The sequence below is a fragment of the Paenibacillus sp. N119s genome (assembly GCF_059447605.1).
Genome location: NZ_JCAJRU010000106.1, coordinates 1 through 16,007 on the forward strand (window position 1 = coordinate 1; position 16,007 = coordinate 16,007).

The following is a 16,007-nucleotide window of genomic DNA, read 5'->3' on the forward strand; positions in this document are numbered from 1 at the left end:
GTTGATAATCTCCCGTATCACATTCCTCGCTAGACGTACCTTCTCTGGGCTCGATTTTTTGAGCATTGTAATAATTTCTATAATATCTTCATCAGACTCCACAATTTTGGGGTCCTCACTTACATAAGAAAACAACTGAACTAAGTTTACGTCTAGTGCTTTTGCGATTTTAGCTACATTTATCAAGGAAACATTCTTTTCTCCACGTTCGATCTGCCCAATGTATGTAAAATGAAATCCGCCTTTTTCCCCAAGTGCTTCTTGCGAGAGGCCTTTTTCTTTGCGTAAAACTCTTATTCTAGCCCCAACTAGCTTTAACACTTCTTTGTCCAGCATGCATCTACACCCCTTCATACTAAAAAGTGTAGACAAGATTTTCTTTGGCAAACATGAGATTAAGAATCGTATATTTGTTATCAATTATATCTATAAGTATTATTTTAGAGTATAATAAGACTATACTTGAAATTCTCTGGAGGAATAGATATGAAAGAAGCTCTTTCTACCTGTATTCCAAGTCCCACTCAACCATCCAGACCTGTACAACACCTACATCATTCAATAACCGATTTCCACACGCTATCCCAATACCACATGAAACTAGCCCAAATATTGTACAAGCATAACCAACTCCAATGCTGCATTATCCTCTGCGACAGGGCGTTAACCTCCATGGTAAAAGCTCTATATATGAAAGAAACTAATAGTATTTTCCCTCCGTGACTCTTGTCCATGGCGGATTTGTTGCACTTATTACATACTGACACCAACCCAGGATTGGATATTGTTGTATTTATAGGCACCACTCAATTTCTTTCATCCCAGCTAGAAACCTCGCTCATTCAAAAGATGAAGCAGAAGGATGTGAGCAGGCTGTTGCGCAGATCCGACGACATTCTCTGCCAGTTGTCATCCCGAGTCATAACTGATTCATCCGATACGTACCAGTCCATTTTCTAAGAAGCTCCTCCATGGCAAATAAACTTGCCGATTCGCCCGGTCGTTATCCACTTTTCTACATACGATAAGAGTAAGCTTTAACGCAAGGAGGGATTTAGATATGGGTCAAGTAGGTTGCGGTGGAGCCTGGACATCCACAGGCGCGATTTTGGTATTGTTCATTTTGCTGGTGATTATTACTAAATCTTTTCTGATCTAACGTTAGGTTTGCATCGCTCAAATTCGTAAAGCAGCCCTCTTTTACAACAGCGTGAGAGAGGGCTTTTTTAATGCAGATGGATGGTGGCTCTAGTATGTTGTCTGGCCCTACAAGCATTGTTATACTTTACATAAAGGGATAATTTCCCTCAAATCTATAGCAATACGGATAGCGGAAGACGTGAGAAAAAGGAAATTCGCTGACCATGATCAGGAGGATCGCATGATGAACATGGCAAATAGTCCATTTCAATTTACGACAGATACGGCGACTCTTTGCCTATTTGATACGCAAGCTCTAAAGCATCGTTTGAACGATGAACCGGATTGGTGGTCCATTGAAGCGGACGAGCTGGGGGAGTTGAATGCGGGAAATGCTGCTTTTTTGAATCTGGGAGCGGACGGGACGTATGAGGTTGTGATAACAGATCATATCGAGCAGCCCACGGTGCACCTGTTTTTGAAGGTTCCCTCAGGGAATATATTTATTGGTGCAGGAGAAGAAGCCACAGGTGGTGAGTTGGAACCTGATTGTGTATGGGGAGGTTCATTCCTGTCTGTGCAACCCGGACTTTATGAATGCTCGGCAAGCAGAGGAGAAAACAACCGTGTTTACCTTTCTTTTAAAAAAGGAAGCGAAGGCAGTAACAGCTTTACCAGCCTGATTCGATTGTAGATTGTAGGATCAAACTATAACGGATCAGGCAAGCCGCTCCAACACAGGGAAGTTGGAATTATCAAGATTAGGAAAAAAGAAAAGCTATCCCCACGGCTTGCATATCCGTGAGAACAGCCCTTAATTCGTCTATTGGTACTTTACAATAATGGCGTTGCTGATTTGGCGGCCGGGTGTGGCGAGGTAAGAGCCGTTATAGTACAGTCCGCTGGAAGCACCGCCATCCAGATTCATGGCCTGATAAGCACCAGCCTGCTTCATCATCTGGGCGAGCTGCGGAATAGTCGCTCCGCTTGTAGTTAGGAGGATCAGCTTATGATCCCTCGTAATTCCAAGTGCGCTGCGGGCGCCGCCGCCTGTTAATATTTTAGGGTCCTTGAAGCCTTCAGCTTTGACATTAAGGGAAACCTGACCGTTCGTGACCAGACGAGGTCCAGCTTGAAGAGCACCTTCGACACTGCCTTGACTTAGCTGTTGTTCAAAGACAGAACCCGACACAAGCTTAGCTAAATGGTTAGCATCGTAGGTGAAGACAGTACGTTGATCGCCGGAGCTTTTTTTCAACATCTTGCCATGACTGACCAGATAGCCGTAAGGCGTTTTGTAGGAGCTTTTGGTATAGGCGTCAAAGAATGTGCCATTAATAGCTACAACCGCTTGATTGCGTTTGGCGAGACGATTCAAGTCCTCCACTTTACCAAGGGTATCGCCTGCCAGTGCTACGTCCAAACTCACCTTGGGATGGAGCATGGAGATGGTGACCATCTTGGCGGAAAAGGTACGAGATCCAATCTTAAAGTTCTTATGAGCTACCGTGATTGGGGGAGTATTTCCGGGTAGTATGCCGGTAAGTACTGGAAGTGTAACAGACGTCTTATCCTGCGTAATACGCACGGCTGAGGTTTCTTTTTGCCACAAGACTTGTAGATTTAGATGTTGGCTGACGAACTGCAAGGGTACATAGGTAGCGCCGTTATCGGTAAAAGGTGCATTTTGCATACGAACCGTTTGATCATTCACTTTAGCAGTAGCTTGTCCCATAAATAATGTAAGCCGGGTATTGCCTTGCGCTATTTCTATTTTTTTATCAGCCGGGTTTAGGTTGAGTATGATCCCTTCATAGCTGTTCAGGAGGCGAAGCGGGATGAAGGAGTGGTTGCTCTGGTCCACATAAACCAGCATAGGTACTGGTGCAGCAGCGTAAATCGGGGTTACAAGTAATAGCATGGACAGAATAATAAGTGCGGTGATTCTTTTCATAAATAGATCAATCTCCTTAGGTAGTCTTAACAATTGACAAGGTGCTTGTACTTATATCGGGTTTTATCAGTTACAAATGTATGTTAAGCGAATTTTGAAGGCTCAGCTGATATAGAAACGGGGTGGCTGGAGATGAGCAGGTACGAGACAAGACTTAAGGATTACCTTCGCAGAGAGCGCCCGTCTTATCGTATATTTGAAGGATTGCAGGAATTGGTGCGCAGTGTGGGGCAACTGCATAATAACTGGTTATATGTGAATGTGGATCAATGGGATCAGGACCCTGTTCACACACCGATTTATTATTTGGATGAGCATTGGCTGGAGGAATGTGCAGAGGACGGTACAGCCGCAACCAACGAGCAGGACGAGTATATTCCCGTATGGATATCGGATCGTCAGGTTCAAACTTGGTTTGAGCTAGCGACTTTTGAGAGTATTGTAGAAGTCCTTAAGGATGCTGGGGAGACCGTGACACTTCAGATGGTGATTATGGCGGTCAAATATTATGAAAAGCATGATACCTATCTGGACTATGAGGAGGTAAAAGCAGTGACAGACCTGTGGTCTGTGTTGACGAAGGTGAGGAACCACCTAGCAGAATGAATAAAGCCTATGGAACAAACAGGACATACATAGACGATTGAGTGGGGGAGCGGAATGAATTGGTTGAATCATGAACTGGCAGCACAGTGGCGACAGGCGGGAAAAAGGTATGTTGCAGATATGAACGAGTTTGTCAGAATCGGTATGGAAAGCCAATGGCAGCAGGAGCAGCCAGAGCCGAAGCAGGACGAACGGCCCAAGCTGGCCAAAGATATTTTTCGAATGATTCAGGAGGCAAATCAGGCTGGGGAAGTAGAGAAGTTACGCCAGGAGATTCCGGCTGCATCTTGGCCGCTTACACCGGCGTTTGAGGAGGCTTTGCAAGCCGTGAGGCCGGTGACTTTTATGAATGGAGGCAATGAAGTCGTTCTACATGCAGGCAATCCTCGGGAACGCGGAAAGATCTACATAGCGGGAAAAGATGAAATCAGATCAATTCCCGGATTGCATCGAGTAGGTTGTTCGCCGGACGGGATTTATTTTGCGTTGGTGGATGGGCAAGGGATTCGGATTGTTCGTCAACCGGATCGGAATCTGCAAGGGGAAGAGACAGCGTATTATCCGTGGAAGGATATACAAGCCCGTTTAAAAGCGTCTATTCCTGACTTGGAATGCTTGGCGGATGAGGAGCATCCTGAGGATATATTAGATGAAGTAATTCCGTTTGATGATGGACAGCGCCTTTTGCTGGTGTGCGGTTATGGCGTTTATTTGCTGACTGCTGATCAGGCAGATTTGGTCCATCCCCAAGCGTCTGAACGTAGAGAACTAGAACTGGAAGACACGATTGTGGATATGGCGCATGGTGCTGTGTCGAAGGATGGACGCTGGATCGCTTATGGTAGCCAGATGAGTGAGCATTTGCTCATGGACTTAACCGATAAGACGGTGCATACATTGGAGCCAAGCTCCAGCTATCCGCATTATGCCCTATTTTCCAAAGATGGTCTAGATGTCTGGTTCAATGCCTGTCATTTCTACAACGGTGCCACCATTCAGGTGCCGATTGCCGAAGTGGAGCAGGGTCTTGCTCAGAATAAGGAAGAATGGCCGATAATAAATGAAGAAATGCGAGTATACGCTGCCGTAGCGCTGACACAAGGATCTATTCTAGGCGATGCTTACGGATATCTTCGTCTTATTGATAGAGAGGGGCGTGAGCTTTGGCGCTATTTTGTCGGTAGTACGATTTCCGGGCTGGCAGTTACACCCGATGAAGGCATGCTAGCGGTTGGAACGTATGGTGGTATGCTTCATTTAATTGATTTGCAGAGTGGCACCAAGGATGAATATAGCATTGGCACTGCTCCCGTTCACGAGATAGGGCGTTGGTTGCTCTGGCGTAACTATGAGCCATTGCGCTGGTAATACTAATATTCTGCGAATGGTGAAAAAAGCAAGTTCTGATAAGCTGAACATATAAAGGGCAGTGGCATATAATTGCAATGATATTTTTATATAAATCCGCATTAGCATAAATCTATAATGGACAATACGAATAAAACGGAAAGTGGTGTGAGGACATGGACAAGAAAGCGGATATTCGTTCATCCATGAAGGAGTTATTTGCACAGATGGATGAAGCCTTTTTTATGGACGTGGAAGAAAATGTACCGCTCGAAATGCGTGATGGGAACGTCGATGAGGAGGGATGGATCAAATGGAAGCCCCTTCCTTCACAGATTACAGAACAGGAAGTTCGGGAGCTGGAGGAAAAATACCATTTTGAACTGCCGCCTCTGCTGAGGAATTTTATCATGTCCTACCATTATGTATCTTTACAATTCGATAATGAATCTATTCCGGGAGTATACTGGAGCGATTGCACGTTTGTAGAATTTCCACGTCTGCCAGTGGGTCAAGGCTTAAAGGCATTTTATGATTTGATCGATCAATGGTCACCTCTATTGTCAGCAGGCTATATTCCATTTGCGATTGCAGAAGACGATCAAGGTCCCGTATGTTTAAACGCAGGCAGCAGACATAAGGACGGGGATTATCCTATTGTCTGGTTCTATCATGAAGATCTAAGGCATTTGGATGGAGATGAGCTGCGGATCAGGAGTAATCTGCTTCCCCATGTTCAAGGGCTGTTTCCGTCCTCTGCCGAACTGTTTAACGTGATGTTTAAGCAGATCAGACACTAGTAGTTTCCTAAAATGGAATTTTACTGTGTAAGTTAACCAAGATATTGACATAAAAAATGAGGAATGTTATAAAAAAGGTAGGCTAGCACTCGAATGGTGGGAGTGCTAACAAAGCTGAATCGTTTGCATAGCTCTTATCCGCTGGCCTTACATAGGTGTATATTTGAAAGGAGATATTCGAATGGAGAAAAAACAGTTTCAGGCTGAGTCCAAGCGTCTGCTCGAAATGATGATTAACTCGATTTACACGCAAAAGGAAATTTTCCTAAGAGAGCTCATCTCCAACGCAAGTGATGCGATTGACAAAATCTACTACAAAGCACTGACAGACGATCAATTGGTTTTTGACAAAGAAAACTATTATATTAAAGTAACTCCCGATAAAGACAACAGAACGCTGACTTTGAGGGATACCGGAATTGGGATGACCAAGGAAGAGCTGGAAAATAACCTGGGCGTCATTGCTAAAAGCGGCTCACTGGCGTTCAAAAATGAAAATGAATCCAAGGATGGACATGACATCATTGGTCAATTCGGCGTTGGCTTCTATTCAGCTTTCATGGTAGCGGATCTGGTTACAGTAACGACCAAGGCTTTGGGAAGCGATACTGCTTATAAATGGGAATCCACAGGCGCTGATGGGTATACCATTGAGGAGGCTGAGAAGGACGAAGTCGGAACCGAGATTGTGCTTAAAATCAAGGCCAACACCGAGGAGGAGTCCTACGACGAATATTTGGACGATTACCGTTTAAAAGCACTTATTAAAAAGTACTCCGACTTTATTCGCTACCCGATTAAAATGGACATTTCAGGCAAGCGTCTCAAAGAGGGAAGCGACAACGAGTTCGAGGATTACAAAGAAGAACAACGTATTAACAGCATGGTGCCCATCTGGAGAAAAAATAAAAGCGAGCTGACCGACGAGGATTATCAAAATTTCTACGCGGAAAAACGCTATGGTTACGACAAGCCGCTTCAGCATATCCATATCAGCGCAGACGGTGCGGTAGTGTACCAAGCGATTTTGTTTATTCCTGAAAATATTCCGTTTGATTTCTACTCCAAGGAATATGAAAAAGGGCTTGAGCTGTATGCCAACGGTGTGCTGATCATGGAAAAATCTCCTGACCTGCTGCCGGATTATTTTAGCTTCGTAAAAGGTATGGTTGACTCCGAAAGTCTGTCCCTCAACATTTCGAGAGAAATGCTGCAGCATGACCGTCAGTTGAAGCTGATTGCCAAAAATATCGAAAGCAAAATTAAAGGCCAGCTGTTGACTCTGCTCAAAAATGATCGGGAGAAATATGATCAATTCTACAAATCATTTGGCAGACAATTGAAATTTGGTGTCTACAATGATTACGGCAGACATAAGGAAACGCTCCAGGATCTGCTTATGTTCTACTCTTCGACAGAGAAGAAGCAGGTTACTTTGGACGAATATGTATCTCGTATGCCAGAGGATCAAAAGTATATTTATTATGCTTCCGGGGAGTCCAATGAGCGTATTGAAAAGCTGCCGCAAACTGAATTGGTGGCCGACAAAGGCTACGAAATTTTGTACTTCACGGATGATATTGATGAGTTCGCTATTAAAATGCTCATAAGCTATAAAGAGAAAGAATTCAAATCCGTCTCGAGTGGCGATCTCGGCATTGAGTCTGACGAAAATGAGAAAGAAACAGAAGCGGAACAAAACGACAACAAGGAGTTGTTTGAGTACATGAAGGGCTTGCTGGAAGGCAAAGTATCCAGTGTAAAAGCCTCCAAGCGCTTGAAGACACACCCGGTATGTTTGTCCGCTGACGGCGAAGTAACCATTGAGATGGAGAAAATTTTGAACGCCATGCCGAATAACGCTGATGTCAAAGCGAATAAAGTGCTGGAAATCAACGTAAATCATGCGGTGTTTAACTCTTTGAAAGAAGCTTTTGCTAAGGACAAGGAGAAGGTAAATCTCTATACAGCCTTACTATATAATCAGGCCTTGTTGATCGAGGGCTTGCCGCTGCAAGATCCAGTTGAATTCACGAACGATATTTGCAAAATCATGGTTTAATATGTTTTATTATGATACAGAGCCGTTCCCGTACCGGGAGCGGTTTTATTTATTATGATACTTCTCAAGGCTCCACAATAGGTCGTATAGCGCTTACAGTAGAAGTGTAAGGTTCCACTATGTCGACTACAATTCATCCTAGGAGGGCGATTGTATGAGTGTGGACCGAGATCCATTGAAATATCAAAAGTTGAACCGAAGTGAGCTTATACAGTTAGTGGAAAAAATCATCAGCGGCGAGGGAACAGAAGAGGAGCTCGATAGCATGCTGAATGTAGTCATGCAAAATACACCTCATCCGGAGATTAGTAATTTGATCTACTGGGATGACCGCGGTTTGAGTGCGGCAGAGATTGTAGATGAAGCTTTACGCTATCAGCCCATTATTTTACCACCTCATGAACCTTCGTCATAGACGTGAGGGGTGGTCTTTTGTTCAAAAATAAGATAATATGATCTCTTTAAGGCATAAGCATTATATTCAAGAAAACGTCCGTTAAAGATGCGCTGGCTTCCTATGATGGATGGGGAAGGGCTTAATTTCTGCTCGCTTTCGAAAAATTTATGCCTAATTTTGGAATTTGTAAAATTTTTGTGACATGCTCCTGTGAATTTTGACACAGCAAATTATCGTTTTTCTTGATTATTTGGTGGGATGTCTTTATAATCATTTTGTTTGCAAGAATGATTAGCGATTAGCGTATGGAATAAGGAGGTTATTTATTTTGGGAAAAGCATTGATTATTGGCGCCGGTGGCGTGGCCAGCGTTGTGGTGCATAAATGTTGCCAAAACCCAGATGTATTTGAAGAAATTTGTATCGCAAGCAGAACTGTTGAGAAATGCGATGCGCTTAAAGAGAAGCTGGGTGGAGGTCGTACGAAGATCCAAACGGCTCAGCTTGATGCTGACAACACCGACATGGTCATTGACTTGATTCGAAGCTTTCAACCGGATGTAGTTATCAATGTGGCTCTCCCTTATCAGGATTTGACGATAATGGATGCTTGCCTTGAGACAGGTGTTCATTACGTTGATACGGCGAACTATGAACCGCCGGATACGCCGAAGTTTGAATACAGCTGGCAATGGGCCTACAAAGAAAGATTCGAAAAAGCAGGAATTACAGCCCTGCTGGGCAGCGGTTTTGATCCAGGTGTGACTGGAGTATTTACGGCCTATGCTCAAAAGCACTATTTTGATGAAATTCATACAATTGATATTGTGGACGCGAATGCAGGGGACCACGGATATCCTTTTGCAACTAACTTTAATCCGGAAATCAATATTCGTGAAATTACGGCGAAGGGTCGTTACTTTGAAAACGGAGAATGGATTGAAACTGAGCCACTTTCTGAGAAAAAGGTATACGACCTTCCTGAAATTGGACCGAAAAATATATATCTTTTGTACCATGAAGAACTGGAATCTCTTGCAGTGAATATTAAAGGCGTGAAAAAAATCCGTTTCTGGATGACATTCTCGGACAATTATCTGAATCATTTGAACGTGCTTCAAAACGTAGGCATGACCTCGATCGAGCCTATTGATTATGAAGGCCAACAGATCATTCCACTGCAATTCCTGAAAGCTATTTTGCCGGACCCGGCTTCTCTGGGACCAAGAACAAAGGGCAAAACAAACATTGGCTGCATCATCCAAGGTGTGAAAGATGGAAAGCCAAAAACCTATTATGTTTACAACGTTTGCGATCATGAGGAATGTTATGCAGAGGTTGGATCCCAAGCCATCTCTTACACAACAGGTGTTCCAGCTATGATCGGTGCAATGCTTATCATTAAAGGCCTCTGGAAAAAACCGGGCGTTTACAACGTTGAGGAATTTGATCCAGATCCATTCATGGAAGCACTAAATAAACACGGATTGCCATGGCAAGAGAACTTTGCGCCAACGTTGCTTGATTGAGGTCTGCGATGAATATTGATATTACCGGACTCCCATCACCTTGTTATCTTGTTGACGAAAGACTCCTTGTCAAAAACCTTGAGGTTTTGAATTCCGTTCAAGAGCGGACAGGTTGCAGTATTCTGCTCGCGCTTAAGGGATTTTCGATGTTTTCGACCTTTCCTCTGGTTGGCAAATATTTAAAAGGCGTAACATCCAGTTCGTTGTTCGAGGCAAGACTCGGTCGCGAAAAAATGAACAAGGAGGTTCACGTCTACGCACCTGCTTATGTTGACAGTGAATTTGATGAGCTATTGGAGTATGTTGACCATATTGTTTTCAACTCCTTTGATCAACTGAAACGCTTCAAAAGCAAAGTGCAAGGCGTAACTTCCAAAAAAATCGACATCGGCATTCGAGTGAATCCGGAGTATTCGGAAATCGAAACGCCGTTGTACGATCCTTGCTACAACAACTCCAGAATGGGTGTGACTCTGGCTAACTTTAGACCCGAGGATCTGGACGGCGTGGATGGTATTCATTTTCATACAATGTGTGAACAGAATTCAGATACGCTGGAGCGTACCATTAAAGTCGTGGATGAGAAATTCGGGCCATACATTAAGCAAATGAAATGGCTCAATTTCGGCGGCGGTCACCATATTACCAGAGAAGACTACGATCTGGACACCCTGGTACGTTGTATTCAATACTTTCAGGATAAATACGGTGTGCAAGTTTATCTTGAGCCAGGCGAAGCCATCGCTCTAAACACCGGATATCTGGTTGCAACCGTATTGGATACGATGAAAAATGGAATGGATATTGCCATTCTGGATACTTCAGCTGAATGTCATATGCCTGATGTGCTGGCTATGCCTTACCGCCCGAATATCATTGGTACAGGTAAGCCTGGCGAGTATGAACATACTTACAGACTCGGTGGACTTACTTGCTTGGCTGGAGATATCATTGGTGATTATTCCTTTAAAGAGCCATTGAAGCCAGGAGACAAGCTTGTGTTCTGCGATATGGCTCATTACACCATGGTCAAAAACCACATGTTTAACGGTGTCAACCTGCCGTCCATCGCCAGCTACAATGACGAAGAAGGCATCAAGGTAATCCGTCAGTTCTCCTACGAGGACTTTAGCTCGCGTTTGTCGTAAGAAAAGGTTACTAAGTATACAGCAATCCAAAAAGCCTCGCCCCTAAAATTAGGAGTGAGGCTTTATTGTATAGGAAACTGGATTAGTATCTTTATCTTTATTCCTCAATTTTGGCGGAAATCTTGTACCAGAACAATTGACCGATTTCGTAGCCTGGCACTCCCACTTCTAAGTAGTACTCTTTGCCAGCCTCAAGTTTTTTACCTAAAGTATTCTGTCCTTCTTCTGTTGTTTTAATCAAATGACCATCGCTATCTGTTAGAGTCAATTTTAACCATGCATTAGGATACTTATCCCCTTCAATTTTAAAATCAACCCATTTGGTCTGAAAAGCCTTAAATTTATACATATCGTAAGTATCATAGTCTCTTCCTTCAATGCGTTCCCCTATGGTTCCGTATATATCACTACCTAGCCAAACTTCGCTGGCCTTATCATACCAATTGTTAGGCTCCCTGTCAGTCCCATTTCCAAAGAGCTGGATAGATTCCTTCTGTAATGCGGGTGTTGCTTCTTGAGCTTCTTGAGCTTCTTGAGCAGATGCAACAGCGGTGGATGTGCTTAATAGAAGTGCAAGACCTAGTGTAGAAAAAACTGCCTTTTTCATTTAATCATCTCTTCCCTTCTTTTATTTTGGGATTTATATAATAAAGTTTGCTAATCCCATCCAGTATTATATAGTGTATTCCAATAAATTGGAATAAAAATGTAATAATAAACAAAAAAATATATATTTTTGTCACAATTATGCGTTTTTACAAATTTATTCACTAAACATCAATTAAGAGTTAGCCAACTTACTGTATACTATAAATTTCCGTCTTAATATGCTTCGTGAAAAAGGGCATCCTATTTTAGGAGTAACACAAGCTATGTTATACTCAACAACTGGGGGTGAGAAAAATGTTCGACCCGACCGTTTTTGATAACTTAAAAGTAGCAATGGAAAATGCGGTTTACGATCTGGATAATCTAGACTCACGTATTAACATTACGCAGCGAATTGATAGATTGGAAATGTCGGTAATGGCGCGTGAATTTGGTGTACAGTTCAGTCTGAGAGAACAGCCGGATGTGACGGCAGAACTTCGACTAAAAATGGATTTAAACAATCTGGCTGCAGAAATTTTGGAGATGGAAGATCAAACTCCGGGGTGTAGCTTGCTATTGTATTTTCATATGAAGATTCGGGAGATTGACACGCAATGCAGCCGGATTGAAAATATACTGACTGAGGTTTGGAAGCCCGATCTTCGCCCAGTACAGATGTTAAGTCAGATTTATGGAGAGAAGACATCTACATACCAAAACAGGATCGAACTCCGATTTTCTAGGCAAATTAACGAAGATCAGATGGAGGATATTCCAGAGTTGTTGGAACATATGTTGTTGACGCTTACGGAATTAAACAAGGTCTAACTGATGTCCAAACATCCCTCTTTCTCTTCTTGAAAGGCAGTCTGTCATTTGGGGGAGTTAGAGGTAAAGGAGCTAGAAATATATGATAAATGAACACGATTTTTATGAAATATATACGATTATGGAGTCTTCTTTTCCCGCATCAGAATGCAGGACGTTTGAGGGTCAAAAGGCTCTATTGAAGCATCCTAGCTATCGCATCATCACTGAAAAGAATGAGCAGGGCAACATAGTGGCTTTTTTGGCGGGCTGGGAATTCGAGCATTTTCGGTTTGTAGAGCACGTTGCGGTAGATCCACGTATACGAGGTGGTGGATTAGGCAAAAAGCTCGTGAGTAGATTTATCTCACGGTCTGATCAGCCGGTAGTGCTGGAGGTTGAGCCGCCAGTGGATGAATGGTCACATAGAAGGATCGGCTTTTACGAACGTTTGGGGTTTCATCTGAACCATTTTGAATATGTACAGCCCCCTTTAAGAGAAGGACAGGCTGATCTGCGGCTTCAGATTATGAGCTATCCAGATGCGTTGGCTGAATCGGCGTTTGCTCCGTTTAAAGAGATTTTATATACCGAGGTATATGGGCTTAAGTAAGAGAATGTTTTGTCCAAGCCATCACAAATTCCTTCTCATCCGTTTCGGTATCCACAGCTTCTGCTTGGATGATAAATCCGTTTTTAGTATAAAAGTTAAATGCTTTTCTGTTGGACTGGTATACCTTTAATTGAATTTCCTCATGCTGTTGCTTAACCCAATCTAATAGTAATTTACCATAGCCTTTTCTTTGAAAACCAACACGTATAAACAGAGCAGCCAAGTATCCATCCAACATGGAAACAAAGCCGCCAATCGTAAGATCATCTTGTATAATAACGTAGTTTTGAGCGAGGGGAAGGTACTTGTTCTCCATCTCGGCAGCTTGAGATTTCCAATACTGCGGAGCAATAAAATGGTGGGCTTCTATAGAAGCATCCAGCCAGATGACTACCAGTTCTTTTAATTCTTCTACTTTCGCAGGTCTAATCGACATTGTAACGCCTCTTTTCACATTATGTAATCTTATCCTTAATAAGTTATGATGTTGAGATAAAAAAGGCCGTCCGTAGACGGCCTTTTTACCCGTGGCGCTTAATTAAAGCCATGATCCGTATCCCGCGCCTCCGTCAACTCTGTAAATTAGAGAATAACGGATCGGGTAAGGGATACGCTCAACATATGGTTATTGATGTTGACGCACCTCCTTTCCTGATACATTCATCCTACCATATTTGGTTGGTGATATCCAGTGATTGTCTTATTTTGACTAGCATTATTCATAAAAAATATAATATAAAATGCCTTGCTTTTAAGCTTTATTCAAGATATAATCTTAATTACGGTAATTAAAGACATTGCCACCATTACATAGTATGCGGTCGTGGCGGAATTGGCAGACGCGCACGGTTCAGGTCCGTGTGGGCTAACCCCCCGTGGAGGTTCGAGTCCTCTCGACCGCACCAATTTAATTATGAACAAGCTCTTGAGTCTCCTCTCGCGGAGATTCAGGAGCTTTTTTGTTACTCGAAATTTGCAAGGTATTGCTCATCACTTAAGCCGAAGATTGTGGAACCTGATACGCCTTAAATTATGCTTTTTCAGGACGAGCGGAAAATGCTGAGTTATATAACCTATCTTAACCGGATCTCCCTTCACGACTTCAAACAAATCGTTTATAAAACTATACTTACTTTTGTACAATTTTAATATAACGATATATGGTAGCTTCTGATGTTTTTAATTGTTCGGCTACTTCGCTAACAGCACCTTTTAATAGAAAGATCCCGAGATTGTTCAGTTCGTTAACAATCCCAATTTTTTCCTCTTGATTCATACGCTCCGGTGGGACCTCTTTCGCGGAAATAACTCGTGCAATGGAGCTCAGCGTTAAATCTTCAATAGGCAAGTTTAACGGATCTACTTTAGATGAACCCAACGCATTATGTTTTTCCGGATCTCCAAGCAAATGTCGAGTAATATAATGAGCGGCGTCCATAATGTTTTGATAAGGCTGCAGGTCAGTATTAATACATAGTACTCCGATAACATCGTTACGTTCATTGCGAATAAAGTATGCCGAAGACTGGTATCTAATTTTTGATTTGGATATTGCCTCGTAATTGGTCACAAAGTCAGCATTATCACCATGATTTTTTAAGATTTGTGAGACAAAACCTGTTACTGGCCCACCAATTTCTCGGCCACTAATGTAATTGTTTCGTATCGCCACGATGGAATGCTCAGGGTTAGTTACGTCATGAAGCACAATTTCATTGTTTTCTCCTAAAATATGGGCCAAGAAATCTACCAAGGGAATATATTTATTAAGAATTGTTTGGTTGTTAGACAACGATAGTCCTCCTACTTTTCATATAATGGTCTAAGACCAATATAAGTATATAGTTTATTACGATTCTGTTCACTAAGTTATTTTTAAAAAAGATTTTGGTTAAAAAACAGTCTTAACATCTTGTTGCTCAATGTTTTGTAGCAGCTTAACAAAAACCGACCTTAATTTAATGATAAGGTTGGTTTTTCTTTTTTATTCTTGTTTCAAGCCATGTATTTATTAGGGGACAGATTGCATACCTAAAGCAACAAAATAGAATGCATCAATCTAACTGACATGAAATTAACACAATTTGTTATATATATTCCGGATTATGTAAAGAAAAGTGTAGACATCGTAATAAAAATTTATTACAATACAAAAAAGATTTTAAAAAGGTGATTTTGCATTACTCATTTTTAAAAACAATTTCATGTTCACTGCAACTCATGGAAGTCAAGATGTCATGGTTTAGAATGCGAAAAGGGGTAATGAAATCATATGATTGGAAAAGTAGAAGTTAATCAAAGCATTAAGTTGGAACAACCCAAAAACCCGAACAAAGGAATATGGAAGCTTTTTTTGAAATTATGCATGAAAGCAAGGCTGCCCTATGTCTGGATTATCGTTTATTGTTTAATCAGCATATTTAACACGAAATTGTATCTTCTGATCCCCAGCAAAACCGGTGAATTGTTTGCAGGCAATGTTTCCGTGCAGCTCATCACGGTCATTATTGTTTCCCAGATTGCAATGAGTCTGATCGGCCAGATTAACGGCTTATTTGAAAGTCTTGCTAAAGCAAAGATTGACCGAAATTTCAGAAATGTCATATGGGACAAAGTACTTAAGCTTAAACCCGATTATTTTGACAAATTTCCTGCAAGCAGCTTGATTAGCAGAATAACACGAGACACAGAGAATTTAAGGAATTTCATCATGAAAGTTCTCGTTGCAGAGTTGCTTGAAACCTATGTCTTTTACGTTACATTGGCACAAATTTCAAATTATGATCCATCGTTGACTTATCTTCTTTTGGCTCTCATCCCCGTAGTTATAATCTTATCTTTTATCTTTGGCCGATTGTTTATGAAAGCATCTATTCAGGTTCAGGATAAGTTAGCCGGCCTGACACAATTTATAAGCGAACTCATCTCCAGCGTCCCCGTGATCAAGGCGTTCAACAAGGAAGAGCTTGAAAGCAAACGCGGTAATCAAGCGATTCATCAATTGTATGATGCGC

Annotated in this window: 18 protein-coding genes and 1 tRNA gene; 14 read left to right on the forward strand and 5 right to left on the reverse strand. The window is 42.2% G+C overall.

The genetic code is table 11. The annotated features are described in order from the left end of the window. On the reverse strand, positions 1–336 hold a 336-nt coding region (locus tag AC5V8P_RS13580), incomplete at its 3' end, for a helix-turn-helix domain-containing protein (RefSeq protein WP_058712638.1). A gap of 441 nt (positions 337–777) precedes the next feature. On the opposite strand from AC5V8P_RS13580, the gene AC5V8P_RS13585 reads away from it, so the two are divergent. From AC5V8P_RS13585 to AC5V8P_RS13595, 3 genes are all read left to right on the forward strand, one after another. After that, entirely contained in the window at positions 778–960 is a 183-nt protein-coding gene (locus tag AC5V8P_RS13585; protein WP_495473679.1) for a hypothetical protein, read from the forward strand. 100 nt (positions 961–1,060) lie between these two features. Beyond that, entirely contained in the window at positions 1,061–1,159 is a 99-nt protein-coding gene (locus tag AC5V8P_RS13590) for a YjcZ family sporulation protein (protein WP_208738401.1), read from the forward strand. 225 nt (positions 1,160–1,384) lie between these two features. Beyond that, positions 1,385–1,834, forward strand: coding sequence for a DUF6386 family protein (locus AC5V8P_RS13595; RefSeq protein WP_495473680.1), 450 nt, complete (start codon positions 1,385–1,387; stop codon positions 1,832–1,834). A gap of 129 nt (positions 1,835–1,963) precedes the next feature. Here the strand turns inward: AC5V8P_RS13595 and AC5V8P_RS13600 are convergent, their stop codons facing one another. Continuing rightward, positions 1,964–3,094 carry a phosphodiester glycosidase family protein gene (locus tag AC5V8P_RS13600; protein WP_064796195.1) on the reverse strand — a complete coding sequence of 377 codons (1,131 nt, stop codon included), beginning with the start codon at positions 3,092–3,094 and terminating at the stop codon, positions 1,964–1,966. Between the two features lie 132 nt (positions 3,095–3,226). Here AC5V8P_RS13600 and AC5V8P_RS13605 point away from each other — a divergent pair, with 132 nt between their 5' ends. From AC5V8P_RS13605 to nspC, 7 genes are all read left to right on the forward strand, one after another. After that, a complete protein-coding gene (locus tag AC5V8P_RS13605) occupies positions 3,227–3,700 on the forward strand; it encodes a DUF7716 domain-containing protein (protein WP_064796194.1) in 474 nt (157 codons plus the stop codon). A 54-nt stretch (positions 3,701–3,754) separates the two neighbouring features. Then, the gene (locus AC5V8P_RS13610) at positions 3,755–5,068 is read left to right on the forward strand and encodes a WD40 repeat domain-containing protein (RefSeq protein WP_064796193.1); all 1,314 of its coding nucleotides are present in this window, start codon (positions 3,755–3,757) and stop codon (positions 5,066–5,068) included. Positions 5,069–5,223: 155 nt separating this feature from the next. Then, the gene (locus AC5V8P_RS13615) at positions 5,224–5,847 is read left to right on the forward strand and encodes an SMI1/KNR4 family protein (RefSeq protein WP_063213069.1); all 624 of its coding nucleotides are present in this window, start codon (positions 5,224–5,226) and stop codon (positions 5,845–5,847) included. A 181-nt stretch (positions 5,848–6,028) separates the two neighbouring features. Beyond that, on the forward strand, positions 6,029–7,909 hold the full coding sequence (gene htpG / locus AC5V8P_RS13620) for a molecular chaperone HtpG (RefSeq protein ID WP_064796192.1): 1,881 nt from the start codon (positions 6,029–6,031) through the stop codon (positions 7,907–7,909). A 154-nt stretch (positions 7,910–8,063) separates the two neighbouring features. After that, a complete protein-coding gene (locus AC5V8P_RS13625; protein WP_064796191.1) occupies positions 8,064–8,324 on the forward strand; it encodes a bacteriocin immunity protein in 261 nt (86 codons plus the stop codon). 310 nt (positions 8,325–8,634) lie between these two features. Next, positions 8,635–9,834, forward strand: a complete 1,200-nt coding sequence (locus AC5V8P_RS13630; RefSeq protein WP_063213066.1) for a saccharopine dehydrogenase family protein — start codon at positions 8,635–8,637, stop codon at positions 9,832–9,834. Between the two features lie 8 nt (positions 9,835–9,842). After that, positions 9,843–10,982 (forward strand): carboxynorspermidine decarboxylase, encoded by a 1,140-nt coding sequence (gene nspC, locus AC5V8P_RS13635; RefSeq protein WP_064796190.1) that lies wholly within the window; start codon positions 9,843–9,845, stop codon positions 10,980–10,982. 97 nt (positions 10,983–11,079) lie between these two features. Here nspC and AC5V8P_RS13640 read toward each other — a convergent pair whose 3' ends face one another. Then, positions 11,080–11,589, reverse strand: a complete 510-nt coding sequence (locus AC5V8P_RS13640; RefSeq protein ID WP_064796189.1) for a hypothetical protein — start codon at positions 11,587–11,589, stop codon at positions 11,080–11,082. Positions 11,590–11,885: 296 nt separating this feature from the next. Between AC5V8P_RS13640 and AC5V8P_RS13645 the strand changes: the two genes are divergently transcribed. After that, positions 11,886–12,401: a hypothetical protein gene (locus AC5V8P_RS13645; protein WP_064796188.1), complete on the forward strand. Its 516-nt coding sequence runs from the start codon at positions 11,886–11,888 to the stop codon at positions 12,399–12,401. An 82-nt stretch (positions 12,402–12,483) separates the two neighbouring features. Then, positions 12,484–12,993: a GNAT family N-acetyltransferase gene (locus tag AC5V8P_RS13650; RefSeq protein WP_064796187.1), complete on the forward strand. Its 510-nt coding sequence runs from the start codon at positions 12,484–12,486 to the stop codon at positions 12,991–12,993. Here AC5V8P_RS13650 and AC5V8P_RS13655 read toward each other — a convergent pair. Continuing rightward, a complete protein-coding gene (locus AC5V8P_RS13655; RefSeq protein WP_063213061.1) occupies positions 12,986–13,429 on the reverse strand; it encodes an N-acetyltransferase in 444 nt (147 codons plus the stop codon). The genes AC5V8P_RS13650 and AC5V8P_RS13655 overlap by 8 nt on opposite strands. A 381-nt stretch (positions 13,430–13,810) precedes the next feature. Between AC5V8P_RS13655 and AC5V8P_RS13660 the strand changes: the two genes are divergently transcribed. Continuing rightward, positions 13,811–13,898: transfer RNA gene (locus AC5V8P_RS13660), tRNA-Leu, on the forward strand. 224 nt (positions 13,899–14,122) lie between these two features. Here the strand turns inward: AC5V8P_RS13660 and AC5V8P_RS13665 are convergent. Next, positions 14,123–14,785 (reverse strand): helix-turn-helix transcriptional regulator, encoded by a 663-nt coding sequence (locus AC5V8P_RS13665; RefSeq protein WP_064796186.1) that lies wholly within the window; start codon positions 14,783–14,785, stop codon positions 14,123–14,125. 480 nt (positions 14,786–15,265) lie between these two features. Here AC5V8P_RS13665 and AC5V8P_RS13670 point away from each other — a divergent pair. Beyond that, a partial coding sequence (locus tag AC5V8P_RS13670; RefSeq protein WP_495473681.1) for an ABC transporter transmembrane domain-containing protein occupies positions 15,266–16,007 on the forward strand: 742 nt, incomplete at its 3' end.

Bases quoted from the DNA above. Each gene is read 5' to 3' on its own strand.
- AC5V8P_RS13590 (WP_208738401.1), top strand. From the start codon at position 1,061: ATGGGTCAAGTAGGTTGCGGTGGAGCCTGGACATCCACAGGCGCGATT.
- AC5V8P_RS13595 (WP_495473680.1), top strand. From the start codon at position 1,385: ATGAACATGGCAAATAGTCCATTTCAATTTACGACAGATACGGCGACT.
- AC5V8P_RS13600 (WP_064796195.1), bottom strand. From the start codon at position 3,094: ATGAAAAGAATCACCGCACTTATTATTCTGTCCATGCTATTACTTGTA.
- AC5V8P_RS13605 (WP_064796194.1), top strand. From the start codon at position 3,227: ATGAGCAGGTACGAGACAAGACTTAAGGATTACCTTCGCAGAGAGCGC.
- AC5V8P_RS13610 (WP_064796193.1), top strand. From the start codon at position 3,755: ATGAATTGGTTGAATCATGAACTGGCAGCACAGTGGCGACAGGCGGGA.
- AC5V8P_RS13615 (WP_063213069.1), top strand. From the start codon at position 5,224: ATGGACAAGAAAGCGGATATTCGTTCATCCATGAAGGAGTTATTTGCA.
- htpG (WP_064796192.1), top strand. From the start codon at position 6,029: ATGGAGAAAAAACAGTTTCAGGCTGAGTCCAAGCGTCTGCTCGAAATG.
- AC5V8P_RS13625 (WP_064796191.1), top strand. From the start codon at position 8,064: ATGAGTGTGGACCGAGATCCATTGAAATATCAAAAGTTGAACCGAAGT.
- nspC (WP_064796190.1), top strand. From the start codon at position 9,843: ATGAATATTGATATTACCGGACTCCCATCACCTTGTTATCTTGTTGAC.
- AC5V8P_RS13640 (WP_064796189.1), bottom strand. From the start codon at position 11,589: ATGAAAAAGGCAGTTTTTTCTACACTAGGTCTTGCACTTCTATTAAGC.
- AC5V8P_RS13645 (WP_064796188.1), top strand. From the start codon at position 11,886: ATGTTCGACCCGACCGTTTTTGATAACTTAAAAGTAGCAATGGAAAAT.
- AC5V8P_RS13650 (WP_064796187.1), top strand. From the start codon at position 12,484: ATGATAAATGAACACGATTTTTATGAAATATATACGATTATGGAGTCT.
- AC5V8P_RS13655 (WP_063213061.1), bottom strand. From the start codon at position 13,429: ATGTCGATTAGACCTGCGAAAGTAGAAGAATTAAAAGAACTGGTAGTC.